Genomic DNA, 24,843 nt, shown 5'->3' with positions numbered 1-24,843 from the left:
CGGTTTTGAGCGGCGTTCTATGGGGCTCGTGCGTATGAGCATCTGCCTAGAGCGCTATAGGATGAAAAATTGTTAAGAGAAGCTTGGATTATGCGCTGAGCAAGTAGACTTGAAAGCTCAGGAGCACGAGCCCCATAGAACGCTCTAGCACCCGATAGGGTAATTAAAGAAACGCCTTGGAAGCATTGCCAGGGACGAAGCTATTTCCGCCTAGCATTAGCGGCTTAGTTCCCAACGTTGTGAGACCACTTTTAGGCCAGCGATATCATGGGAGCTCATCCTTAAACCGATACCTACAATGAAACGCCCGTCGCCCACTTTGTATTCACGCTCAAAACTATCGCCGGTGGCCTTTCCAACGACACTCCCGAAGGGCGCCTTGCAAACCGCCGGGTCGAGTTCCGCATCCTCCCCCACTAAAAGCGGGACAGGATCTGCCTCTAAAAGCATTTTGTTTTCATAGGCTTACAAGCCTAAATTTGTTTTTGTTGCTCGGTGCTTGGAGGGAAAGAATACGGCCTTGCAAGCATGTGCGCGTTTTGCACGCCCAAATTCGCTTTTTTGCTAAGCGCTCAGGTGTTCGGACCCTAGGTCGCAAGGACCATGTTCGTTTCCGGTTTCGTCCTGATCTACGCAAAACCCTTGTTCGCTCTGAAATATGCCTTTTATCGGTTTACATTGTGGGTGCGTGTGCGCTCTATCCGGCGAGAGGTCTTCTTTTTTTCTTTTTGCTTTTCTTGAAAAGTCCGTCATAATTTAAGCATGAAATCGGCAAAGATTTTTATATATTTAGTCGGTCTTGGAATGCTTTTTGCGCTGGCTGGCGCATGCGGGCCCGATCCTCAAGAAGCAGATCGTTCAGGCTCGACGCAAGAAGGCACGGACGATGCCGGGGGCGCCGGATCCGGAAACGGTTCAGCAGGCAACGGAGGGGGCTCAACCACGGAAAACTGCACGCAAATTCCTGTGATTTTCCGTGATTTTTAAAAAAACCATCCAGATTTTCAGAATCCGGATCTAGTGACTCCTGCGGACGAGGTGTACTCCGGGATTGTGCAAGCCAATCTGGGCGAAGACAACAAACCGGTTTATGCGCATGCTGGCGCGACGGATTCAACCACGGGTCCGGATGCCTTTGCCCAGTGGTACAAGGATGTTGACGGCGTAAATATCCGCGTCGAAAGCGAGCTCACGTTGAATGAGAGCAATGCAGGCACCTACACCTTCGATAGCGCCAGTTTCTTTCCGCTCGATGACGAAGGTTTCGGCAAGGAAGGAAACCAGCACAATTATCATTTCACCACCGAGATACACACAAAGTTTGACTACAATGGTGGAGAGATTTTCACCTTCCGTGGCGATGACGATGTGTGGGTTTTCGTGAATGGAAAGCTTGCGCTTGACCTTGGCGGCTTGCATGAGGCGCTGGAGCGCACGATCGATTTTGATGCGCAAGCCGCAAACCTTGGGATCGAGTCAGGAAATGAATACAACCTAGATGTGTTTCACGCCGAGCGGTTTTTGGTGGAGTCCAATTTCCGAATCGAGACGACCATTGACTGTTTCAGGCCTCAAGATGTTTTTTGATGCAATTGCTTCGATGAGCCGTTGACCCAACTCTGCACTGGGCACGTGCGAAAACACCATTTCGCTTTGCACCATGGGCAAAGATTGCTTTTCCTGGGATTTCTTTCCCCTCCAAAATCTGCTTTCTAACGCTTTTTGGGTGCTGTTTTCTTCATGATTTTGGTTTGGGTGCGGAAGCTCATGAGTCGGGAGAGAAATACAAAGACACGATTCATCCCGCCGGTGACCACAATCGGTTTTTTTCGCCGGTGAAGTGCATGGAGCGCTTCGGAAACCACCTGCTGCGGAGTTTGCATGATGGCCTCGGGTGGCGGCTCGTTTGGATCGCCGCCTGCGCGGTCAAAAAACTCAGTAGAGGTCGCGCCCGGGCAAAGGCCCATCACATACACCCCCCGCGCGCGCTGCTCTTCCCAAAGGGCAAGTAAAAGGGAGCTAACAAAAGCTTTGGTGGCAGCATAAAGGGCGCCACCGTGGGGGAAGGGCAAAAACGCTAGCACCGATGCTACATTGATCAGCGCGCCGCCGCGCCCAGCGCTACGCAAATAAGCGTGCGTTAACTAAAGCAGCGCATCACAGTTAACCCGTTGCATGAACATGAGATCATCGAGGCTGCTTTCCGGGAAATCGCCATAAACGCCCAGGCCTGCGTTGCTCGATATGCTTGCAAAGCGCTGTGACTTCATTTGGCTTGGATAAATCCGTGGTCAAAACTTCATGGCCTTCTCCGGTCAAAGTTGTCTTAAGCTCTTCGAGTTTTGTTTGAGTCCGGGCAACTAAGGTAAGCGCTGAGCCTTGCTCAGCGAGCTTCTGCGCAAAAACTTTTCCGATACCGCTTGAGGCGCCAGTGACGAGTGCACGTTTCATGGTTCGGTGGATAATGGTTCTACCTCAGTGCCTACCTCAGTGCCAAGGCGTTTTCAAGGTAATTTGTGCCGGGAATTTGTGCCAAGGCGTTTTCAAGGAAGCTCGCAGATACTTGATATATGCAATGAATTCTAGCGTTCGCCGCGACGAGAACCTGCTGAACGCCAAGAGGCGCTGCACACCGAGCCTTCCAACTTCTTTTCTGCTTTGTGACACCAGTCTGGGCTAAAGTGCAGTCCAGGAGCAGCAGCCTCCCAGCTCTTTCGACGTTCAGGATCGCCTTTGCGCTCCAACAGCTCGCGTCTCACCATCGCGCGCATGGTGTAATCACCCCACCAAATCAGGGAACTATTGAAAAGGCGTTTCAATCAGAGTCCAAGAGAAAACTTGGAATAGTTTCAAAGAAAACACAAGTCGTAGAAAATGTGTTGTCAACCTCATCGGTTTCAATCCAAAGTATCCCCATGTTTCAACTGAAGAAGGAATTATTGGCTGTATCTTGAAAACAAAACAGGCGTGTTTTTGACGTCCTCCAAAAAATCTGGGTTTGTTGCCCAGGCTCGGTAGATCTGCCGGCCAGTATCGACGTCCAGACTGGCCCACATAAGGTGGTCAAGTGCATAGGTATACTGGAGCGGAAGTCCAAAGAGCTGGTGTGCTTGGAGATTGATTTGATAGAATAAGCCAAAATTTAAGCTGAGATAGGGATCAAACCCGGTAGCTATCAGTGTGTAATCCGCTAGCAGATCATAAATCCTATCTAAATCCCGTGCACCGGAACGCTTGATATCAACAAGTTCATTTAAGATTTCAGCTAAGGCGTCCCAATACTGCATATGAATATCGGGATGCGCATAATAGCCCGTGATAAGGAGCCGCTCATTACCATCAACAATCAATTCCACGGAGAGATCGCTTGGAAGTCTGCGCGGCACCGACACAAAAACTCCATCACCAAGGTTCGTCGCAGTATGGATATTTGCGATTCCGTGACGATCCAGTAGTGCGGAAGCAGCTTCAAAGTGGTCGATGTTATCGTAGTTTGCGGCTTCGTCGAGGTATTCAACCACATTGAGTTCCGCGCGTGCATTCGTGAATATATCGCGAACTTGCGTTCCACTTAGTTCACCCGCACTCTTCCAAATTCCCTCCGCGAGTATTTCTGCTGAGTTAGGAATCTGTTCAAAATAAAACGGGACTTTTGATTGTTCCCACTCCATGACGAATTGCCGCAGCTTGGTATCGCGCAAAAGCAAATCTGTCTCTCTTGCGTATGCCACCGGAATATCACCCGAGCGCAGGATGCTGCGCACATGATCGTTCAAAGCTCTGCGGATGCGCCCAAGGTCAACACCTTCATCGAGCAGGCCTGCTGCTTTGGCCGCATCGTAGACTTCGGAAAGCTTGGTGCCAACATCGATGGCGAAAAACAGCACATCGATGACCACAAGGGTTCCTGTGAGTGAAGTGAGCGCTGAAAGGCGCTTCGCTTCTCTTGGGGGCACTAAGGCATCGTCCATGCCCACATAGGCAAAGGTGTTCATGGCGGCAGAGAGCGTGGCAAGGCGCATGTACTGGTAGATGCCCACTCCGGTTGCAAGACCACAGGCGAAAAGCGCAGGAAAAGCTGTGGGCCCAAGGTACCAAGTAGCGCCAATACACGCGCCCGCTGAAATCAAGCCTGCCCAAGGCGCCGCAAACTCTTTGGCTCTGGCTTCAGCAATAAGCTCATCATGAATGCGCTGAAAACCTTTGGGGTTTCCTTCTTCGTCGTAGCCGCCAAAGACCGAGAGCAGTCCGCTCTGCTCGATGATGTAGGAAAGCTTCCACGCCTTTTCCATGGTTTCAGGGACATCCGTATAAATTGGCGTGACCAGTTTGGCGGCTTCGGCGTTGTTGAGTTTGAGCTGCGCGATGACGTCCGCCAATGCCTTTTTAAACCAGCTCACGCGCACTGATTTGGGATGACCGTTATAGTCCACCGCCGAGACGGCTATTTCCGCCCACATGCCGAGCGACCAAATGGTGGGCTGTGTCATGGCGCCTTCATCGGGGCTGCGCGGAATGTCTTGGCTGACGTGCATGCGCAGGTGCGGGTACATGTTTGCTCCTGCTAGCTCTGAGTCGATGATGGTGTGGTACACTGCGAGCACTTCGGCAGCGAGCTGCCGCAGGTGTGCATACAGTGCAGTTTGTGTGTTGGGGATGCTATAATCATCCTCAAGCCTGGATGTGCGTTCTCTGAGCCAAAAAGCGCTTTCATACAAGTGGTCAAGCACCCCGAGCTCAAAGTAACCGCGCTTGGCGTTGATGTTCTGAAGCCTAGGCAGCAGCCTGGTGAAAAAGTCGCTGCAGCGCTGAAGCTCCGCTGAGCCAATATTGATGGCGTCCATCTCAAAAGCATCGGCGCACTGCTGCAACCTACTGCCGTTTGTGCTTTGCTCCTCGAGACTACTTACCACTGGCTGCAAAAACGCATCGTGCTTTTGCTGCGCATGGTACTGTTGCATCATCCGCTCGGCGATATCTTCAAAATAGGGCTCATATCGTTCGCGCGCCGCATAGGCAAGCTCTTGCTCGAAACGCGCGGTTGCTTCTTTTTCTTTGGCAAGCAGGGGCAGCGCAAAGCGAGCCGTTAACTCGACATAGCGCATCGTGGCGCCCATCTTCCACTCACTTTGGTCCTCACGTTGATTGATATCGTTTATTTCTTTGAGGATGACTTCTTGCTCATCGACGATGCCCGCTTCAATCGCCACAGGGTGCAATGGTGGCGGTGCAAGCTCAGCGCGAAGTTCTGAAGCATCTTTGAAGACGATTTGCGCGGCGCTACCATCTCCTGGAAGGCAGCGATACTCTGGTGCTTCGGGATCTTCGGAAACCAGCGTGCACACGCTTGGCGCTTCGCCTTCGCGCAGCGCGGCACACTGCGAATGCATACCCATCTCGCACGCGGGGTATTGCTTATACTGCGAGGCAGAACCATCGTCGCTCACATCCTCGCCGAGCAAAGGAATGCAACCGGTGAGCACACATGTTGCGAATAGAACCAACTTTCTCTGTAACGCTGCGTGCATCTTTTGTTCAATTGCAATTTAAGTGCCATCGTCTACAAGGTAGAGCTCTCTCCATTTTGGACAAAAAAAGACGGGGATTTCGGGATCAATATTTCATGACAAAGTATGCAATAAGCGCGATATCGGTGGTTGTACTACGCACTGGGTGGGGTCAAATTTACCCCGCGCACAAGTTTATCCTGTCGTTGGCATGTGAAATGTCCACGGCGGACGATAGTGGGCCGGAATAGGGTGCCAGCAACACCATTTTAGACAATGAACAACTGCCAAGCTGAAAAGGCAATGTTACGGCGTGTTGCATACCGAGCCTTCCAATTTTTTTTCGGCTTTGTGACACCAGTCTGGGCTAAAGTGCAGTCCAGGAGCAGCAGCCTCCCAGCTCTTTCGACGTTCAGGATCGCCTTTGCGCTCCAACAGCTCGCGTCTCACCATCGCGCGCATGGTGTAATCGCCCCACCAAATCTCATGCTCCACTTCTTGATAACGCGCGTTAATTTCTTTTACCAAAGGTCTTTGCGCAGGCATGACCGCACGCTTTTCTTCCTCGTCCCAGAGGAAAAATACCAAGCTTGGATTTTGCTGACGAAAGTGCTCCAGCATCGCTTGGTCACTGTACCGACCGTGCATGTATTCACATTCAAAACGCGAAACAAGACCGTAGGAGTCCATCAGATGGATGTCACCGGCCAAATATCCGGATTGTCCAATATCAATATGCACCACAGCTTCCCCTGGCTTGGTATAGCGATAGATATTCCGCGCATAAAAATGAGCCCCACGGTCGGCTTCAACAGCATGCACAAAAGGCTGATCTTTGCTGGGCCATTTGGCCTGCAACTTGTGATGGCTCGGCCAATGCACTGCATAAATTTCTTCCCAGTCACGCGCCTGCAAAGTCAGCGTACTTAAAAAGCAAAGCACAAAGAACGCGATGATCCAGCTCTTTTGCTGAGGCCATTGCTCATGCAACAACACGAAACCAACCAACATCGCAGCGGGCAGAAGCGGCACCAAAAAGCGCAGCCACGGCATCCAATCGCCCTTCGCAGAGACAATAAAGATCAAAGGCAGAACAAAAAAAGATACAAGTGCACTATTCACATCTTTAAATAGATGGCTGCGCTTTTCGATGACTGCAGCAAGTCCTGCGACAAGCAAAATCCATGCAGCTGGCATGAGAAGGACAGAGTGTACAATGTACAGCACGCCACGAAAGCGGCTTACCCGACTCATAATCGGGCCCATCTTGGCGTATGCACTATTGGCAATCAGTGCATCATAGTGAACCCAACGAAACAATTGCCAACTCAGCAAAGGCAAACAAGCAAGCAACCCAAGACCAACAAAGCGATCAAGCTTTAGCCTTCCAGCTTTGTATTCACGGTACGCAAAAAGCAACGCTGGCAAAAGAAACATTGGCCCTTCTGGGCGCACCACCGCAAGCAAGCCTGCACTCAGCACCACCCCGATTTGCGAACGATCCAAAAGTGCGATTGCAAAAGCGGTAAGCAAAAACATGAAAAGCGCACTTTCCATGCCCGTGAAAGAAACCCAAAGCAGCGCCGGCTGAAGCACGCACAAAAAGCCAAGCAAAGCACTTTGCCAAAGCCCACACCGGCGATAGAGCCAGACGCTAAGCAGCAGCACCGTCGCCAAACCCACAAGTGCACTCAAAGCCTTCGCCCAGAGAATTCCCGATGCACCCAAGCATCCAAAGGCAACCAACACAAAAAGCCAGAGCGGCGAACTGTAGCCCTCGGCTACCGTTCCCGGACCATACTGAATGCCATGACCATTTAAGATCGAACGCAGGTAGTTTTGATAGATAAAGGCATCATCAAGGACATAGTTGTCCCGAAGGTAGAGCGAGAACACAAATACAGCGCTCAAGCAAAGTAGTAGGAAGAACAGTAAGACAGAGTTACGACGCATGCGTTTTGAGTCTAATCGGAGCGATTTACGATGTCATATTCCCGTTCAATGTCTTTTTATCCATTTTCTCTTGGGCTTGAACGTTGCATTCTCGGGCATTTACCCATTGTTTCGTTGTTTTTTGCTAAAATTGAAAAATGGGGCATGCATTGGCGCGTTTCTGTGTCACAGTGCTGCCGTTCATGCCTCAGGATTTTTCCACATTTGGTCTACAGCCCGCGCTGATAAAGGCTATCGATAAACTTGGCTTCACCGAAGCCACCCCAGTGCAAACTTCGGTCATTCCTCTGCTTTGTGACGGACGCGACGTGATCGCCCAAGCACAAACCGGCACCGGAAAAACAGCTGCCTTTGCACTTCCGATTTTACAGCTTCTTGAAAAAGGCCATCCACCACCGCAAGCTTTAATCTTGGCCCCAACGCGCGAGCTTGCGCTACAAGTCGCCGATTCTTTTACGAATCTCGCAGCTTTTCTCAAAATACGCGTCGCAGCCGTGTACGGCGGGCAAGCCTACGGACCGCAGCTGCGTGAGCTTCGCTCCGGCGTTGATGTTGTCGTCGGAACCCCCGGTCGTATTTTGGACTTGGTGAATCGCAAAGTCATCAAACTCGAAGCGTTGCGCTTTTTGGTGCTGGATGAAGCCGACCAAATGCTAAGCCTTGGTTTCATCGAAGACATCGAAGAGATCCTCAAAGGCGCGCCCAAAGAACGAGTCTCGGCGCTTTTCTCGGCCACCTTGCCCAAAGAGATTCAACGGCTCGCGAAAAACTATTTGACCGATCCAGAAATGATCAAAGTCAAAGCAAACGAGCTGACTGCCGAGAACGTTGAGCAGCGCTACGTGGTCGTGCCCAGCCGCGACAAAAAGCGCGCCTTGGTGCGTGTGCTTGAAATGGAAAACCTCGATCGCGCCATGATCTTTTGCGATACGCGCGCAGCCACCACACAAATCGCCGATGGTCTAAACACACGCGGTTTTTCGGCCGCCCCCATCAACGGCGATTTATCACAAGCCCAGCGCGAATACGTGCTGCAAGGCTTTCGCGACAAGCGCATTTCAATCCTTGTGGCCACCGACGTTGCAGCGCGTGGTCTTCACATCGATGGCGTCTCACACGTCATCAACTTTGATGTACCGCGCGATCCAGAAATCTACGTGCATCGCATCGGTCGCACCGGCCGTGCAGGCGGCGCCGGCATTGCTATTTCGCTTTTCACGCCGGGTGAGCGACGTCGATTGATGATGATTGAGCGCTACACCAAAGGCGAGCTTGAACAAGGCAGCCTGCCGACCGTCAAAGCCATTCGCAAGCACCGCAACAAACTTTGGCAAGACAAAATCAGCGCCATCCTCAACGATGGCGACGTGCCACTTGAAAAAGGCCTCGTTGAAAAACTCATGCACGACGGGCACAGCGCAGAAGATGTTGCTGCCGCAGCGCTATGGCTAGCGCGCAAAGAAGAGCACGAACGTCCGATTGAAGAAATCGGCGAGCTTGAAGCCGAACCACGTTCAGAACGACCCCGCGGACGCCGAAGCGGACCGGGCAGATCAGGACCTCCACGTCGCGCTGGCGGCCCCGATGATCGCCCCAGGCGAAGCGGAAGCAAAAAACCCGGCAGTGGCCCTCGGCCAGGCCAGGGCGGTCCAAGGAAAAAACCAGTCGGTGGCGGCAAACCCCCACGCCCCAAGGGCAAAAGCGCTTCGAAACCACGAAAAGCGGCCCACCGCTCGTCCTAGCAACGGTCTTGAAAAAGCTCAAAGCTCAGCGCTTGTGCAAGCCGCTCGATTCGATGCCGGCAGCCTCTGCAATCTGCTCGAGCACATAGGATGTGCGAAAAAAAACATCGGCCGCTTTGATACGCAGCACCGCAAAGCCACGTTTTTCAAGTGCATGCTGTCGGAGCGCCGCACGCTGCACCGCAAGCGCCGAACTTGCATCGCTCAGATCAATCTCGATCACCAATGAAGCGCCCGGGCAATAGAAATCAACAATGTACGGGCCAATCGGCTGCCGGCGACGAAAGAGCACGCCACCCAGTTGTCCTTTGCGAAGCAAGCGCCAAAGATGCACTTCGGCCGGCGAAGTATGTTGATAAAGCCTCGCCCGGGGCTCAGCCGACTGCTCTTTTCTTTGCGCCATGCACCTGTATCGACCAGCCGCCAAGCAAGTTGCGTCAACGCGCTTCGAGGAGTAAAATTTTACCGATTCGTAAATTTATAGATAAAGCTGTCAAAATGCATGTACTTACGAATCGGTAAAATTTTCTTGAAATAGCTCATCAAAGCCAGTAATTTACGAATTGGTAAAATTTATGAAAGCCAGCTCCAAACTTCCTCACTATGGTCAAATCCGATCTGCCAAAGATGCGGGTCAGTTGTGTCGCGCTGAGCGAAAACGCCAAGGTCTTACCCAAGTCGACCTCTATACAAGCTCTGCCCTAAGCACGCGCTTCCTTTCTGAGTTCGAGCACGGCAAAGAGCACGTCTCACTCAGTAAGGCCCTGCTTGCCCTTCAAAGCTTGGGTCTTGACGTGTTGGTCTTCCCGCGCAACGAGGCGCAACAACTGCTTCGTCTATGGAAGCATTCTTCTGAGCCTCATGACACTTCCAAAAGCAAGCCATGAGAAAACGAGAAGCAAAAGTCTGGCATGAAACAAAGCTGGTTGGGGAACTAAGCGAAAACGCCAGAGGCCAGCTCTGCTTTTCATATGATGCAAGCTGGTTAGAAAGTGGTTTTCCAATTTCGCTTAACCTACCGCTTGATCGTGAGGAACACACTTCTGCGGCCCATGCTTTTTTTGAAGGCTTACTCCCCGAAGGTGCAACTCGGCAACGCTTATCGCGGCAGTACAAACTCTCAACGCACGATGTACTTGGTTTGCTTCTCAGAATCGGTGGTGATTGCGCAGGAGCGCTCAGCGTTCTTCCGACTGAACAGTCGCCATCAACCAAAGAGCTCAAAGCTCAGCCCATCAGCCTCGATGATCTTGAACGCTTGCTGCAAAGCCGCGGACAAAGCTCTATTTCTGCTGCGCCGCAGCGTTTTTCAATCGCAGGAGCGCAAGATAAAATAGCGGTAATCATCAACAACAACGGCTTGTTCACGCCCAATGCCTATCAACCATCCACCCACATTATTAAGTTCGAAACGATCCGATGGGTGTGCTTTGCTGAATACATGGCCCATCAACTCGCACGGTCCCTGAAACTTACCACAGCCGAAATCACCTACTGCGAACACGAGAAGATGCCCTATCTACGCATTTCACGCTACGATCGCGAACATCCATCCTCTGGAAACATAAAGCGCTTGCATCAAGAAGACCTCGCACAAGCGATGGGGTATCCGAGCCAGACAAAATACGAGCAAGATGGTGGACCATCACTTGCTCAAATCGCCACTGTCATTCGTGAGCACTGTGATCAGCCCGCACGCGACATCGTGCGGCTTAGCACATGGCAGATCTTCAACTACTTAGTGGGCAACTCCGATGGTCACGCCAAAAACCTTTCACTGCTCTATCGACCGAATCGCAGCACGCCCGAACTTGCTCCTTTTTACGACTTGGTTTGCATCGAGTTTCTAAACTTCATTGGCGTGACTAGTTTTGATCGCTCGCTTGCTTTTTTGATAGGCGAGCATGCCGAGCCTGAACAAATCTCAAAAGAAGATTGGCTGCTTTTTGCAAAATCCATCCAGGTTCCCGCCAAAACACTGCTTGAAACACTTCGCCATATGGCCGACGAGCTGCCCAGCTTAGCCAAGCAAGCACGCGCCCAGTTCACCGAGCACTTTGCCGACAACCAAGTCTACGATGACTTCGAAAAAAGCATCAGCAAACGCTGCCGCTGGACTCTGAACAACACGCTAAAATAGCGTCATGCCACATCAACGCTTACGAGTGCCGAAATCCCAGCGTTTTTGAGCAGTCGATTGGTTTCAATTAAAAAAGATGCGCTATGGTTAACAGATGGATAGCAACGCGCGGCGTAAGAAACGAGGCAACTGGCCCATTCGGCGTTATCGTCTCGGCGAGGAGCCCGACCTGCCCGCCTGCAGCACAAACACCGCCGAGCAGCGGCTCGCCATGATGTGGCCCCTAGCCAAACAAAGTTGGTTGCTGGCAGGCAAAGAACTCCCCACCTATTCACGCAGTCAGATGCCAGGTATCGTGCATCGTCCAGCCAACCCAGCACAACAGGCACGACGGCAGCTTCGATCGCGAGTTCTGACGACAAGATGGCGTAGCTGACCGCCAAGCCAAACACTGCCTAAGAGCCCCAGCTGACGGGAGCGTACCAGCCAATTGCCTCTATTTCCTTGGATCGTTCGGAATTCGCCAGCCTTTGAGACCCCGCCCCCTATTCTGTCCGCAACATTCCAATGGAAACACCGATAACCGGGTATGCTTTATGCAGTATACCCTTGTTTTTACGCCCTAACCGTACGATGCTCCTCCCCCCCCCCTCCGGCGGTGGCGCCCCACCGGTTTTTCGGGCCCGAGGGCCCCCGTCCCCCCGCGCGGCGCCGCGGCCCACCGCCGGAAAACCCGGCCAAAAGCCCCAGCTGCATGGGCCCCCTCCGCATTTGCACTCATGAAACGCCTGATTGTGGTTATGGCTTGTGGGCTGCTTTGCGTCGCCTGGCTGCTTCCTTTAAGTGCCCAAGCGCAGCGCTTTGGCCGCTCGATTATTGTGCGCTCCTTGCCGCATGAATCAAACCTGGATGGCGCCGACGCCATCAACAAGCTCGCGATTGTTTTGCGCCGCCAAAACGTGGCCATCATGCAGCCCGATGAAGTGCGGGCGCAGTACGAGCTTCGCGAATCGTTCGAATCGACACCGATTGAAAAGACCGAGGTCGACCAGCTTGCGCGCGATGCCAATAAAGCCATGGAGCTTGTGGCGATGCAGCGCTATGACCGCGCCCGGGAAATGGTCCTGGAGATTTTGAGCAAGGCAGACCTGACGCTTGAGTCGCTGAACCGTCAGCTTGAAAACGCTCGCAATGTGTTTAATAGCTGCATGTATCTCACGCGCGCGATGGTGGAAAACGGCGATGAGGGCGGCGCGATTGTTCAGGCGAAAAAGTGCAGGACCTTGGTGCCGGATGTTGAAGCCGATTACATTGAGCATCCGCCGGAAGTCTTGGAGGTGCTGAAAAAGGCCGAGGCCGAGCTTGCCGCAGAGCCGCATGGCACCCTGAGCATCGAGAGCACCCCATCGGGCTGCGATGCTTATCTCAATGGCCGCCGATTTGGCAAAACGCCGATGACCGAGCCAAATCTGATGCCGGGTGAATACCGCCTTCAAGTCGAGTGTGAAGAGGGCAAGGTGGGCCGGGTGCATCGGGTGCTTTTGGCGGCAGAGAATATGACGGTGCACATTGATACGCGTGTGGATGCGCATGTGCGCACACGCGGTGACCTTCATCTGACTTACGATAATGTGAACGAAGAAGATGAGATGCGTATGCTCGATGCGCTTTCTTTGGGCCGCTCGCTTGAGGCCAAAGAAGTCTTCATTGCGACCTTGCTTACACCGACGGTGATTCGCATTGACCGCATTGATGTCAGTGATGCCAAGGTCTTGGCCTCGGTGGTCTTTCGAACTTCGGATACTTCCGAGCCTTCGCTTAGCCAAGTGGCCAAGGCTCTGAAAGACGAAGTCTCGATGGACTTTACCGGCCCCTCGCCCAAAGAGACCGCGACCTGGCAGCCGAATGGCCCGCTTGAGTTCTCGGAGCTTAGTGAGGATGGCTCGCTTCCTGAAGACGACTCTTCGCCCGGTGTGCTTGGCTATGTGCTTGGAGGCCTTGGCTTAGCTGCGCTTGCAAGCAGCTGGGTGTTTTACGGCATCGCCGCATCCAAAGTCAGCGACTTTGAAAAAGCTCTGCCGTCGGATACGAATTACTTATCCTTGCAAAACAGCGCCAATAACTCCGTGCTTCCGCCTTTGTTGATTGGCGGCTCGGGCGCGCTGCTCACGACTCTTGCGCTGCCTATGTTTTTGCCCAGCGATGACTCGCTTCCGTGGTGGAGTTTTGCTTTTCTTGGAGCAGGAGCTGCCCTTGCGGCCACGGGCGCTGTGGTGATGCTGTCTGAAGATTGCGTTGGACGCGTCTGCACCAATACGCGCGACACTCAAGCCTTAGGCGGTTTACTCATGGAGCACGCCGTCCCGCTTCTTTCCGTGCCCTTCATCTACGCTATTCGGGCGCTCTTTGATGATAGCGACGATGCCCCTCTTCCAGCAGCGCGCGCCAGCCGTGATGGTTTTATGTTGTCTTTGTCGGGCAGGTTTTAGTCATGCCAGGGCTTTACGCGAGGTTTCCGCATCTTCGGCTTTCAGGCTCATCGCTCGTCGGCAAGTACAGTCGTACGTGCCTCCTCGCTCTTCACGTGCGCTCGAAGCTACGAAAACCTCGCGCAAAGTTATGTCCGAAAACGGAGCTGCCGCAGCGATTCATTCCAAGCTTTATGCTGAAGCTTCACAGCGCTACCTTTTGTCTTTTCCTTGGCTTTTGCTTTTTCACGCAAAGCGCTTATGCTGATACCGTGCTTGTTCTTCAGCATGCCGATAATCCTCAAGTCACAGAAGCGCACTATCAAAAAGCGCTTGAGTCCATCCAAAAGACCCTAAGCTCTTACGGCCATACCGTCCTTCACGTCTCAGACAGACGCCTCAAGCGCAAGCTAAGTGAAGAGGACAGGCGCTGCACCGCGGTGCTTTGCGCCGATGATGCAGCCAAGCATGCAGGCGCCGATGCCGCTCTAAGCTGGACCCTTTGGTCCCAAGAAGCTGTGCCCACTTCCATCGCGCTAAATCTCACCGCCCCCTCAGCTTCAAACTACGCCGTAAGATACGACATCTCGGGTAGCGACATCGCTACTGCAGCTCGCGAAGCCTGTAAAGAGGCCCTAAGCAAATTCCAAAAAGGCTCAGGCCCCTTCATCAAAGTCGATGGCACCCACGGCGCCCGCCTCTTAATAGACACCATACCCACCGGCATCCTCCCGTATCACAAACACATCGAGCCAGGAGAGCACCACATCACCGTCGAGCTCAACGGCTACGAGACTTTCAGCACAACCCTCACCATCCCCAAAGACAAAAGCTTCGAGCGCACTGTATCAGCCAAACTAGAGCCCATCATGGAGACGCACTATCCGTGGCTGATGTCGGGCGTGCTCGTGGGAGCGGGTGCAGCATTGAGCACACTTGGAATTATCGGGCTTGCAAAGGGAGACAGCTGCACTCGAAGCGATGCTGTTACTGGAGATTGTTTAGAAACGTCAAAACCTATTCCTGCTCTTGCTTGGACATCTCTCGGTTTAGGTGCAGCTTCCATTACCGCAGGCATCGTATGGTTTTTCATCGGCCAATACCAAACACGTGCTCCAACAGAAAAACAAACCACGAACGATATTCAAGTGCGTCTTAGCCCAACATCTATCGAACTAGCAGGAACGTTTTAATGCTTAACAGTCTAAATAAAAGCAAAACATTTTTTATCGCCTTTGTTTTTTCTCTCGCAACGCTGACAGCAACAACCTTTATCGGATGTGAAAAAACCGACCTGTGCACAAGCGATAACCCTCCTGCCGGCTGTTTCACATGCTACACAAACGACGATTGTTCGGGCGATAAACCCGTTTGCGACATCCCCAACAACACCTGTGTCGAATGCCTAGAAAGCGCCCAATGCATGGGCGATGACAAATACTGCGACACCGCTTCATCAACGTGCGTCCAGTGCATTGATTCAACCCACTGCACCACCCCCGAAGCCCCAGTCTGCGACACCACAACCTTCACCTGCACCGGCTGCGCCGAAAACGCCGACTGCGATGGCATCACCGGCAAACCCTTCTGCAAAAACGAAACCTGCGTAGAGTGTACCGTCGAAAACGAAGACGTCTGCGACGGCAACAGCTGCAACCCCAACACCTTCGCCTGCACCACCACAAAACTAAACGACGTAGGAACCTGCGAACCCTGCGTCACCGACACCGAATGCATTGCCAACCACAAGTGTGTACCATTGCTCTACCAAGATGCAGACTACGGTACGTTTTGCATGAAGCTATTGAGTGCAGGTTGTGCTGAACCTTATCAAGTACCTATCACTAAAAGAAGCGTTCTCACTAGTGAAAATGATCCTCCAGAACAGTTCTGCGGGATTAGTGAAGATCTAAATACCTGCGACGCTATGCTAGCATTCAACAAAACATGTACTCAAGATGGCGAGTGCATCATTGACGGCACACCGACTCCCACAACGGCGGCAATTTGTAGGACTGTGAATGGAGCACCTACAAGATGCAGTTATCTTTGTGGAGATAGCCTTCAATGTACAGTAAGCGCCCCATGTCCCAATGGCGGTGGTTATTGTGGCGAATAAGCAAACTTAACTTACGAATTTTGTCAGAACAATTGAGAGGTTTTTACATGAAACAAACAATTGGCCTGTCCTGGGCACAAGTGGTTTCTATTGGATTTTTTTTGCTTTCCGGCTTTTTTGGACTTTATTTCCACATGGATGGTGTCCACAAAGAAATCCGTGCGAACAATCGCGAGTTAACCAAAGAAATATTCGAAATAAAAGGGCGGTTTTCTTCCTTTTTCCTAAACTCAGGAATTGTAAAACCGGAAAAAGACAAAGTGGTCGTAAACCTAGGAAATATACCAGAACCAAGTAAACGTGAGCGTGCGGCAAAAGAAATGAAGGAGCTCATGCGGCTTTTGGAAAACCGACAGACAAAAGACGCTGTTCAGTCGCCAGCCAAGCTGGAAATTGGCGCCTTAGATAAAGAATGGGTGCCGGCTCGGATAACGAAACTCAAGGAGGATGGGGAAAAAGAAAACTAGTTGTAAGAAGATTAATGCTAGCTGTTCGCCTTAGGACACACGGTTAAATTCCAACTAGCAAAATAACTGTTTGCTGCCATTATATAAAGCCATCAGCCAAGACACTGTTGCCTCAATGTCCAGAACCGAATGAACTGATTACATCATTGTCCCGCAGCATTTTCCTTCTGATAGCAAAAACCAATACCATCAATGGTTCTTCGCTAGAATCAAATTCATTCCTCAGGGAAAGTCAGCCATTAGAAGTGAGAGTAAGCATCAGACACCAAAGAACATAATGATCGAAATAGATTGGAATTCGTTTAAAGCCAAAAACAAAGCCTACCATTCGGCTTTCGAGCAGCTTTGCTATCATCTTTTTTGCAGGGAACATAGACAAAGTAAAGGTATCTATGCGGATTTCAATCAGGTTGGCCTAGAAACCGAACCGATCTGTGTAAATGGGGAGTGGTACGGATTCCAAGCAAAGTTTTTCGACACCAAGATCGACTACGATCAAATTCAGGACTCGATAAGCAAAGCAATCAATGCATACCCAAAACAACTAGATCACATCGAGGTCTACACGAATCGGGCTCCCGGAAACAGCTTTAGGAATAAGAAAAAAAAACAAGTTGATAAACTTGGTAAAAACCACAAGATAGATATCATATGGATAGTTCCGAGCTGCTTCCAATCCCTACTGAACAAACCAAGTAACCTTGACCTCGCAAGCTTGTACTTTGGAAAAGGAGATATCCTAAAATTTATCCAAAATAGTACTCATCCACCATACCAGACTCTAGTTGCATCCAAACATTTTGTCGATCTACCGATTAGCGCAGATAATTGCGTGATTAGAAATTTGAAGGACTCATTGGTAGGTTCTTCGTCTACCCTTATGATGCTTACAGGCCACCCTGGCTCCGGTAAAAGCGTTCTTGTTCATAAGTTGTTTCGAGAACTAGCTGGATTTTCCGATGGGTCCTCCAACTGGAACACTCAAATGTTGAATCATGGCGTTCCAGTTATCGTAAACTTAAAAAACTGCATTTCATCTAGCCTCGAAACAATTTTGTCGCAAAGACAAAATGAATGTGAGATCCAAGGTGCAAAATATAATTTCTTTTATTTGCTAGACGGATTAGACGAATTGGCAGAAGATGTAGCTGATCGCACTTTATCTTTTGTTAAGGAGCTCTGCGACAGAGATAATGTCTCGAAGATTCTTATTTCGTGCCGGACGGGAAATCGCAATAAGACAAGAGCCAGAACTTATTTCCCGGATTTGAATGAGGTCAACATTGGTCAGCTTAATCGTGACCATGTGACAACATTTTTCGAGAAGAGAGAAAACAAGGAGAAGACAGAAAAGCTCAAATCGTTGCAAGAAACGAATCCAAATCTTGTCGACGAAATCAGAGATGTGTTGATTCTAAATTTGTTTTGGGAAGAAATTCAAAAACTCGACGAGCGTAGCAGCGCTTTTGAACTGTTAGACATTCATATTCGGCATTTGCTCTATGCAACCGAACTCCATAAGCAACTCGCCTCTTTGAGTCTTCCTTACCCTAAAGAAAAAGAAATTCTTGGTATTAATCGTCAAATCTCGACTAAATTTCAAGAGAGCTATCAGTTTCGATTTCCACAGTACGAGATCCAAAAGATACTTCTCGATAGATATCCGAGGAATGATTACTGCTCTACAAATGATGTACTCTCCTATATCGCCTCTCTGTTTTTCGACTGCGAGGGCGAGAACGGCTCTGAGCCTACCTATGTTTATCGACACAGGCGCTTTCAAGAGTATTTTTACATACAACATTTGGAAGAACGCTACCAAAAGTCGGTTCGCATACTTCGAGACACAACGATTCTTGGAAGCAAAGATTTGCTCGAAAATCTCTTCATACCTTACCTGAAACACTGTGCAGAAGAAAAGTTAGACATATGTCGAATCACCGAGATCAATCTCTTGGAACTGTACCTAGGAAAAAATCCACTTTGGGGCGCTGATTCACCATACTATCTTGAATCTAAGAATTTCGCTTTGGCTCTCGCGCTCCAAACTGACAATACTTTCGAAGAGCTTATGTTAGATCCTCAGCTGGAGTTAGAAAGAAAACTTTTTGTTGATTCTTGCAAGCTCGAAGAAGATTTAGAGGCTTGGAAGAGAAACACAAGGTACGCTTCAGAAAGAGACCTCCTAAGAGTGTTTGAAGAAGTCCTAGGTAATAGCCTTTCTTGCGCTCGAAGGCTTTCAGAAAATCACAAAAATAGACTTGGCGGAGAAATCTACGCGAATTACAAAAACACCCGTGCACTTTTTGACAAGTACAAGTTTTCTGCGAACTTTAAACACCAGAGTTTAGTAGATCCAATCGAAAAGCATTTAACAGACTTCTTCTATCTTCTGCTCGAGATAGATAAAGTTGAACCGGATGAACTTCTGAAGCAAATCCGATGCTCTTGTGAGCAGTTGCCAAACGCGCGTCAGCATCTGAGTCAATTGACAGAAGAAGAAAAAGTTTTCTTCGCATTTTTCGAAGCTTGTATACAACTCAATCTAGTAGAAAAACTGATTGATGTACTCGAAGACCAGGAAATAGAAATGCTCTTGGCTCACCTTACGTGCTTAGAACACCTACATTTGTTGTTAGGACCAACAATTAAACCAACATCAGAAAACCTGCTTTTGAAGGAAGTAGACCCAGCTACTTCTCGATACGCTGAGAAACTAATCTTTATCAAAAAATTCTACACAATGAGTTTATGCCAAAAAGAAGTTGATTTCATTGAAGGCAAACATGACGAATACATAAAGAGAGACCGACATGACTGGCGCTTCTATTGTATCGCCTTTCACCTCGCACTTACGGGCTTCGTATTAGATAAATCGGATATTGGAAGACTACTTCAAAACGATGGCTATAGAATCGGATTTGATATCTCAATATACCAAGCACTTTTCAAATCTTATTCTGAAATGTTACGCGGTGAAGAGAAGCTCGAGAATATTCTTCTCAGTTTCCGAAACTATCTAGATACCACGGAGATAAAAGACGGTAGTGTTTTAGAAGAACTATCTGAGATATGGGCTTATCTCATCGCAGATGGCTATAGGTCACAGGATCAAAATCAACTTATACGTGAAATACTCTTCAAACGGACACGTGTTCCTTCTTTACTACAATCTTTGTACAGAATTCGTCTACGCAGTCCTAACGCTTTTATGAGGCTCGTAAGTGGTTCCGATTTGTTGAGTTTGGAGGAAGAGTCCCATGCACCAAAAGACAGATTTCCCGAACTCGTGGATCAATATTTCGAACTCTCTATTCTAAACGCTGGCAAAAACGATAAGAAAGCAAAAGACCTTTTTTTGAAAGGAATTCACCATGGAACCCTACGTCACCTTTGGCACAAAGATCATATTGTCAGTTGGGGGCTTGTGCATGCCTTGAATACGATGTTGTCCAGTAATTTTATTGATCGAAAAGACCTCGAATCTTACGTGGACAAGGTTTTTGTTCTTACAACCAGAGCTCTCAAAATTAGTGATGGTGACGAAACAAAATATGGGCCAAAATTTCTCGTTAAAACTATCGCCAAATTCGATATTGATCTGGCTGAAAAACTATTGCGGAATCTAGAACAACAAGACTATGGTCTATGGAACCAAGCTTTAACTTCGACTCTTTTAGAAAAAATTTCGCTTCACGTTCCTTTATCAGTCATGGAAAAAGAGCTTTCAAAATATCAGCCACGACTCTATTCTATGGAATCATCTGAGGGATACGAAGAAAAGTTCGTAGTTTATCTTTCAATAGCAAAAGCCACTTTTACAACGAAGGTGACAAAAAAACTGCTTTCGAAAGAGCCTATCAAGTCGTGGAAGAGTTCCGCAATAGGAAAATCCGCTACGGTTTTTCGAGCAACGACATTAGAGAGTATATACTTAGCTACCTAGAGTTGTGCACTAAATATAAGGTAACCCCTAACTTGGAAGCTCCTTCAGAACGCGAAGCGAATCACAGCTCAGAAAACGAAGATGAAATTTTTGTAAATAAGTTCAACGATGCAACTACTCATAACGAAATTAGTAATCTGTTTGATGAGCTCAAAGATTTTAATAACAACATTATCATAGAACGAAAAGAAAGTTGGGATAAAATCGTCGAGACCACACTATGTGTGATGAAGAGTCCGAAATTGGTACTCTCCCTCTTAAAAGAAAATAATTATCCTCACGTATCTTGGCATTCAAAAAACTCAAAGCACCTTCACTACTGCCTGGCTGCTTTATTGCGAAAACCGTCATTCAAAAGAGAGGTTTTCGAATACCTAAAAGCGCATTCTGGTTATGAAGGCTTCGCTAACTTGATTAAGTCTTTCGCGGTCAATGACAATGAAAAAATGTGCACAAAACTTTTCGACCGATATGTGCAGTTTTGCGAGTTCCTTCTTTACTAAAATCGGGGGACGAGTAGGAATGTGCCAACGCGTTTTTGTAAGCAACTCGTCGATTGACTGACCGACAATGTTTAGGGGAACTTTGTTTCGGAGATGCACGCATTGCGTATATCCAAAAAAATGATGGGTTTTGTCGAGAGTTAGGCTTCTTTAAAACCACGTTGGCAGCTTTTCGAAAATCAAGGCATTATCCTTTACCCGTTTTTGATTTTCTTCCCTGCTCAATTTCCTTTCGCCGCCCAACCGATAGGCACTCTAGCTCATCGACTGTTGGCCTCAGATGTTCAGGCATGTTTTGCCATTCGTTTTGCTTCACCCAAACAAAAACAAATCCACCCTCTGGTAGGCTAATCGTTCCCCCGCCAATGGGATTGGTATTGCACGTATTTCCAATACAACTAGTATGATAATATGTCGGCCGAGTATCACGTTGCGTAGTGTCAGAATAAGCTCGTATCACGTGTGTTGCGCCTAACTCCGCCGCCTTGCTACGTGTTTCCTTTATAACGTCCTCGTGATTGGCCCACTTATTTCCAGAGGCACGGTACGTACCAAGTATTTCGAAATCAAAATGGCTGATTTCATTGATATCTTGTTGATAGATCACTTTCGCACAGTACACCGAAGGTTTTATGCCGCGCTCAAATTTAGACGAGGACGGCTCAAACCGACCGCTAACGCTCGCGCACCCGAAGGCTAGGAAAACAACTGTAATCGCGTAGATAAATTGGTTCATTTCCTGAAACCCCCGCAAAGATGTTCTAACAATGCTAACCCAACTAGCCTTGGCATTCAAAAAAGTATCTATCTAAACGGAGACATGTGTCAGACGAACTCATCGGGACTTTGACAGAAACCGGGAGACGAATATCCATCCCCGGATTTCGAGCAATAAAAGATCTATGACCGACAAAAGCCTTTCTTATTCCATTACGGCTCTCGACTCACGTCCATTCCGGTCCAGGTGACAGCACCAACTGCCGGTTCTCGTATGTATTCGATCTCTGGAACTAATCCCTTGGTTCTAACTATGGCAAACACTCGTATGTCTGTCTCGGGAAACGCTGCCTTGAGTTTGCATGCAGCTGCAAAAATAGTTCGTCCTTTGGTGATGACATCATCGACAAGCATAATACGTTCTGGAGGAGTTAAAAGCTCCTTTACTTTCAAAGAATCAAAATGTTCTTTCACTGTTGTTCGTTGACCAAGCTCTGCAGTTGCTGACTTTTGAACTGTGATACCGCGTTCAAGCAATGGCTCGACACGTTGTCCCAAACCATTCGCAAGTAAGCCTTGAGCAAGCTCAAATGACGGCCATAGTTCATTTCCCCTTCGCTTGGCGCTATTGGGGACTGGAACCAACACATCGTGCTGACCGAAGAAACTCTTGATGGACGCGTACTGTGAATCTCGAGCAACTAACTCAGCGCCATAATGAAAGATAGTTTTATAATCCCGATAAGGCTTGCTCTTCTTGATGTAATTGATCACCAGCAACTGCGACTTTTCTGATTCCAGTGACTTACCTCTAGGAGAGTAAACCCAGAACGAAGCATATTTGATGCTAGAAAGCGGCGGCTGCCACATAGTCTTGTTCAGTCATGACAGGTGGAATGACTTCAAGCACATCGCTTACATTGTTTAAAGATCGAGCCCCATAGTCTATCATTTCTTTGACCCATTGGTATCGACCGGACTTCACAACAGACTGCATGATAAATAATGGCCTGCCTAAGCGAAGCGCTTCCCAGCCTTGAGAAAGCGTGCCGCTTGATTCTCCCGCTTCTACGATCACAGTGGCATCTGAAATCAGCGCCATGGTACGGTTTCGTTGAGGAAAATTTGTTCGACGCGTTGGGCTGCCAGGAGCGAACTGCGAAAGCACAAGATGTTTGGACATGATGGTATCCTGCAAATCCTTATGTTCCGATGGGTAATACTCGTCGACCGGCGTTCCAAGCACGGCAATTGTTTTCCCACCTACTTCCATGGCTGTGTTATGGGCCATCGCATCGATACCGCGAGCTAAACCGCTTACAATCACAATCTGATCTTCTGCCAGGAGACGACATAACTTATGAGCTCGTTTTAAAGCGTCTGGCGAAGCTTCCCGAGAACCAACGATAGACACACTCGGTAGTTTCAATAAGTTTACGTCTCCAACCACGTACAACGTTTTAGGAGCATTTTTTCGCTCAAAATCATTGAGGCTACCAAGCAGGCTTTCAGTCGACTCTGTGCGAACTGTTACTGCAGTTAACATATTTTCTTTTTACGTTTCAGATCGTGCTTTGGCAAGTACTTATCTATTTCCAGAGAAAAGCTACGAATTACGATGCTCCCTGCCCATGAAACGCCTGATTGTGGTGATGGCCTATGGGCTGCTTTGTGCAGCTTCGCTGCTTCCTTTAAGTGCCCAAGCGCAGCGGGAGGGCCGCTCGATTATTGTGCGTTCCTTGCCGCATGAATCGAATCTCGATGGGGCCAATGCCATCAATCAGCTTGCAATTGTCTTGCGCCGCCAAAATGTAGCCATCATGCAGCCCGATGAAGCCAGGGCGCAGTACGAGCTTCGGGAGTCTTTCGAGTCGATGCCGATTGAAAAGACCGAGGTGGATGAGCTTGCTCGGGATGCACAAAAGGCGATGGAGCTTGTGGCGATGCAGCGCTATGAGCGGGCTCGGGAGAAGGTGCAAGAGATTTTAGATAAGGCGGATTTGACGCTTGAGTCGTTAAACCGTCAGCTTGAAAAACCAAGGCATGTGTTTAATAGCTGCATGTATCTGACGCGCACGATGGTTGAAAACAACGATGAAAGTGGCGCGATTGCTCAGTCGAAAAAGTGTCGCGCTTTGGTGCCGGATGTTGAAGCTGATTACATTGAGCATCCTCCGGAAGTTTTAGCGGTGCTGAAAAAAGCCGAAGCTGAGCTTGCGGCCGAGCCGCATGGCACGCTGAGTGTTGAGAGCACGCCTTCGGGCTGTTCTGTTTACCTCAATGGCCGCCGCTTTGGCAAAACACCGATGACTGAGCCCAATCTGATGCCAGGCGAATACCGTCTTCAAGTCGAGTGTGAAGAGGGTAAAGTCGGAAGGGTGCACCGGGTGATTCTGGCTGCAGAGAATATGACCGTGCACATCGATAGCCGGGTTGATGCGCATGTTCGGACGCGGGGGGATTTGCACCTGACTTATAAAGACGTGCATGAAGAAGATGAGATGCGCATGCTTGATGCGCTTTCGTTGGGCCGCTCGCTTGAGGCCAAAGAAGTCTTCATTGCCACCTTGCTTACGCCGACGGTGATTCGCATTGACCGGATTGATGTGAATGAAGCCAAGGTCTTGGCCTCGGTGGTCTTTCGAACTTCGGATACATCCGAGCCTTCACTGAGCCAAGTGGCCAAGGCTCTGAAAGACGAAGTCTCGATGGACTTTACTGGTCCTGTACCGAAAGAAACCGCGACCTGGCAGCCCAATGGTCCGCTTGAGTTCTCGGAGCTTAGTGAGGATGGCTCGCTTCCTGAAGAAAACACTTCGCCCGGTGTGCTTGGCTATGTGCTCGGCGGCCTTGGCTTAGCTGCGCTCGGCACAAGTTGGGTGTTTTACGGCATCGCCGCATCCAAAGTCAGCGACTTTGAAAAGGCTCTGCCTTCGGATACGAATTACTTATCCTTGCAAAACAGCGCCAATAACTCCGTGCTTCCGCCTTTGTTGATTGGCGGCTCTGGCGCGCTGCTCACGACTCTTGCGCTGCCTATGTTTTTGCCCAGCGATGATTCGCTTCCGTGGTGGAGTTTTGCTTTCCTTGGAGCCGGCGCAGCCCTTGCGGCCACAGGCGCTGTGGTGATGCTTTCAGAAGATTGCGATGGCCGCGTCTGCACCAATACGCGCGACACTCAAGCCTTAGGCGGTTTGCTCATGGAGCATGCTGTCCCGCTTCTTTCGGTGCCCTTCATCTACGCCATTCGCGCGCTCTTTGATGACAGCGAAGATGCGCCGCTTCCAGCAGCGCGCGCCAGCCGTGATGGTTTTATGTTTTCGCTGTCAGGCAGGTTTTAG

General features: G+C 49.5%; 22 protein-coding genes. 12 read left to right on the top strand and 10 right to left on the bottom strand.

From position 1 onward, the window contains the following. Positions 1-216: 216 nt before the first annotated feature. Complete coding sequence (locus IPJ88_04985; GenBank protein QQR91090.1) at positions 217-450, bottom strand: hypothetical protein; 234 nt, start codon at positions 448-450, stop codon at positions 217-219. 312 nt (positions 451-762) lie between these two features. Between IPJ88_04985 and IPJ88_04980 the strand changes: the two genes are divergently transcribed. Beyond that, on the top strand, positions 763-987 hold the full coding sequence (locus IPJ88_04980; GenBank protein ID QQR91089.1) for a hypothetical protein: 225 nt from the start codon (positions 763-765) through the stop codon (positions 985-987). 33 nt (positions 988-1,020) lie between these two features. Next, positions 1,021-1,587, top strand: a complete 567-nt coding sequence (locus IPJ88_04975; GenBank protein QQR91088.1) for a fibro-slime domain-containing protein — start codon at positions 1,021-1,023, stop codon at positions 1,585-1,587. Between the two features lie 125 nt (positions 1,588-1,712). Here the strand turns inward: IPJ88_04975 and IPJ88_04970 are convergent, their stop codons facing one another. The 5 genes from IPJ88_04970 to IPJ88_04950 all read right to left on the bottom strand — a co-directional run bounded on the left by IPJ88_04970 (position 1,713) and on the right by IPJ88_04950 (position 7,460). Then, entirely contained in the window at positions 1,713-2,129 is a 417-nt protein-coding gene (locus IPJ88_04970; protein QQR91087.1) for an SDR family NAD(P)-dependent oxidoreductase, read from the bottom strand. Positions 2,130-2,187: 58 nt separating this feature from the next. Continuing rightward, complete coding sequence (locus IPJ88_04965; protein ID QQR91086.1) at positions 2,188-2,451, bottom strand: SDR family NAD(P)-dependent oxidoreductase; 264 nt, start codon at positions 2,449-2,451, stop codon at positions 2,188-2,190. 131 nt (positions 2,452-2,582) lie between these two features. Continuing rightward, positions 2,583-2,819 (bottom strand): hypothetical protein, encoded by a 237-nt coding sequence (locus IPJ88_04960; GenBank protein ID QQR91085.1) that lies wholly within the window; start codon positions 2,817-2,819, stop codon positions 2,583-2,585. A 117-nt stretch (positions 2,820-2,936) separates the two neighbouring features. After that, positions 2,937-5,483: a hypothetical protein gene (locus tag IPJ88_04955; protein ID QQR91084.1), complete on the bottom strand. Its 2,547-nt coding sequence runs from the start codon at positions 5,481-5,483 to the stop codon at positions 2,937-2,939. Positions 5,484-5,813: 330 nt separating this feature from the next. Then, positions 5,814-7,460, bottom strand: a complete 1,647-nt coding sequence (locus IPJ88_04950; GenBank protein ID QQR91083.1) for a hypothetical protein — start codon at positions 7,458-7,460, stop codon at positions 5,814-5,816. A gap of 137 nt (positions 7,461-7,597) precedes the next feature. Here IPJ88_04950 and IPJ88_04945 point away from each other — a divergent pair, with 137 nt between their 5' ends. Further along, positions 7,598-9,202, top strand: coding sequence for a DEAD/DEAH box helicase (locus IPJ88_04945; protein ID QQR91082.1), 1,605 nt, complete (start codon positions 7,598-7,600; stop codon positions 9,200-9,202). Positions 9,203-9,227: 25 nt separating this feature from the next. On the opposite strand, the gene IPJ88_04940 is transcribed toward IPJ88_04945, so the two are convergent. Next, complete coding sequence (locus tag IPJ88_04940; GenBank protein ID QQR91081.1) at positions 9,228-9,605, bottom strand: DUF559 domain-containing protein; 378 nt, start codon at positions 9,603-9,605, stop codon at positions 9,228-9,230. Between the two features lie 172 nt (positions 9,606-9,777). Here IPJ88_04940 and IPJ88_04935 point away from each other — a divergent pair, with 172 nt between their 5' ends. The 8 genes from IPJ88_04935 (at position 9,778) to IPJ88_04900 (ending at position 20,282) form a co-directional block, all read left to right on the top strand. After that, entirely contained in the window at positions 9,778-10,089 is a 312-nt protein-coding gene (locus IPJ88_04935; GenBank protein ID QQR91080.1) for a transcriptional regulator, read from the top strand. After that, positions 10,086-11,342, top strand: a complete 1,257-nt coding sequence (locus tag IPJ88_04930; protein QQR91079.1) for a type II toxin-antitoxin system HipA family toxin — start codon at positions 10,086-10,088, stop codon at positions 11,340-11,342. Before IPJ88_04935 ends, IPJ88_04930 begins: the two co-directional genes overlap by 4 nt. A 94-nt stretch (positions 11,343-11,436) precedes the next feature. After that, complete coding sequence (locus IPJ88_04925; GenBank protein QQR91078.1) at positions 11,437-11,718, top strand: hypothetical protein; 282 nt, start codon at positions 11,437-11,439, stop codon at positions 11,716-11,718. 343 nt (positions 11,719-12,061) lie between these two features. Beyond that, entirely contained in the window at positions 12,062-13,771 is a 1,710-nt protein-coding gene (locus IPJ88_04920; protein ID QQR91077.1) for a PEGA domain-containing protein, read from the top strand. Between the two features lie 251 nt (positions 13,772-14,022). Then, positions 14,023-14,943, top strand: a complete 921-nt coding sequence (locus IPJ88_04915) for a PEGA domain-containing protein (GenBank protein QQR91076.1) — start codon at positions 14,023-14,025, stop codon at positions 14,941-14,943. Continuing rightward, a complete protein-coding gene (locus IPJ88_04910; protein QQR91075.1) occupies positions 14,943-15,869 on the top strand; it encodes a hypothetical protein in 927 nt (308 codons plus the stop codon). The genes IPJ88_04915 and IPJ88_04910 overlap by 1 nt, the downstream gene beginning before the upstream one ends. Before the next feature lie 20 nt (positions 15,870-15,889). Continuing rightward, positions 15,890-16,336 (top strand): hypothetical protein, encoded by a 447-nt coding sequence (locus tag IPJ88_04905; GenBank protein ID QQR91074.1) that lies wholly within the window; start codon positions 15,890-15,892, stop codon positions 16,334-16,336. Between the two features lie 277 nt (positions 16,337-16,613). After that, positions 16,614-20,282 (top strand): NACHT domain-containing protein, encoded by a 3,669-nt coding sequence (locus tag IPJ88_04900; protein ID QQR91073.1) that lies wholly within the window; start codon positions 16,614-16,616, stop codon positions 20,280-20,282. Positions 20,283-20,972: 690 nt separating this feature from the next. On the opposite strand, the gene IPJ88_04895 is transcribed toward IPJ88_04900, so the two are convergent. From IPJ88_04895 to IPJ88_04885, 3 genes are all read right to left on the bottom strand, one after another. After that, positions 20,973-21,392, bottom strand: a complete 420-nt coding sequence (locus IPJ88_04895) for a hypothetical protein (protein ID QQR91072.1) — start codon at positions 21,390-21,392, stop codon at positions 20,973-20,975. A gap of 323 nt (positions 21,393-21,715) precedes the next feature. Beyond that, a complete protein-coding gene (locus IPJ88_04890) occupies positions 21,716-22,372 on the bottom strand; it encodes a hypothetical protein (GenBank protein QQR91071.1) in 657 nt (218 codons plus the stop codon). Continuing rightward, entirely contained in the window at positions 22,350-23,048 is a 699-nt protein-coding gene (locus IPJ88_04885; protein QQR91070.1) for a DNA-protecting protein DprA, read from the bottom strand. Before IPJ88_04885 ends, IPJ88_04890 begins: the two co-directional genes overlap by 23 nt. Positions 23,049-23,133: 85 nt before the next feature. Here IPJ88_04885 and IPJ88_04880 point away from each other — a divergent pair, with 85 nt between their 5' ends. Beyond that, on the top strand, positions 23,134-24,843 hold the full coding sequence (locus IPJ88_04880; protein QQR91069.1) for a PEGA domain-containing protein: 1,710 nt from the start codon (positions 23,134-23,136) through the stop codon (positions 24,841-24,843).

Source organism: Myxococcales bacterium, from assembly GCA_016699535.1.
GTDB lineage: Bacteria > Myxococcota_A > Polyangia > Polyangiales.
This window is presented reverse-complemented; position numbering and strand designations above follow the sequence as displayed.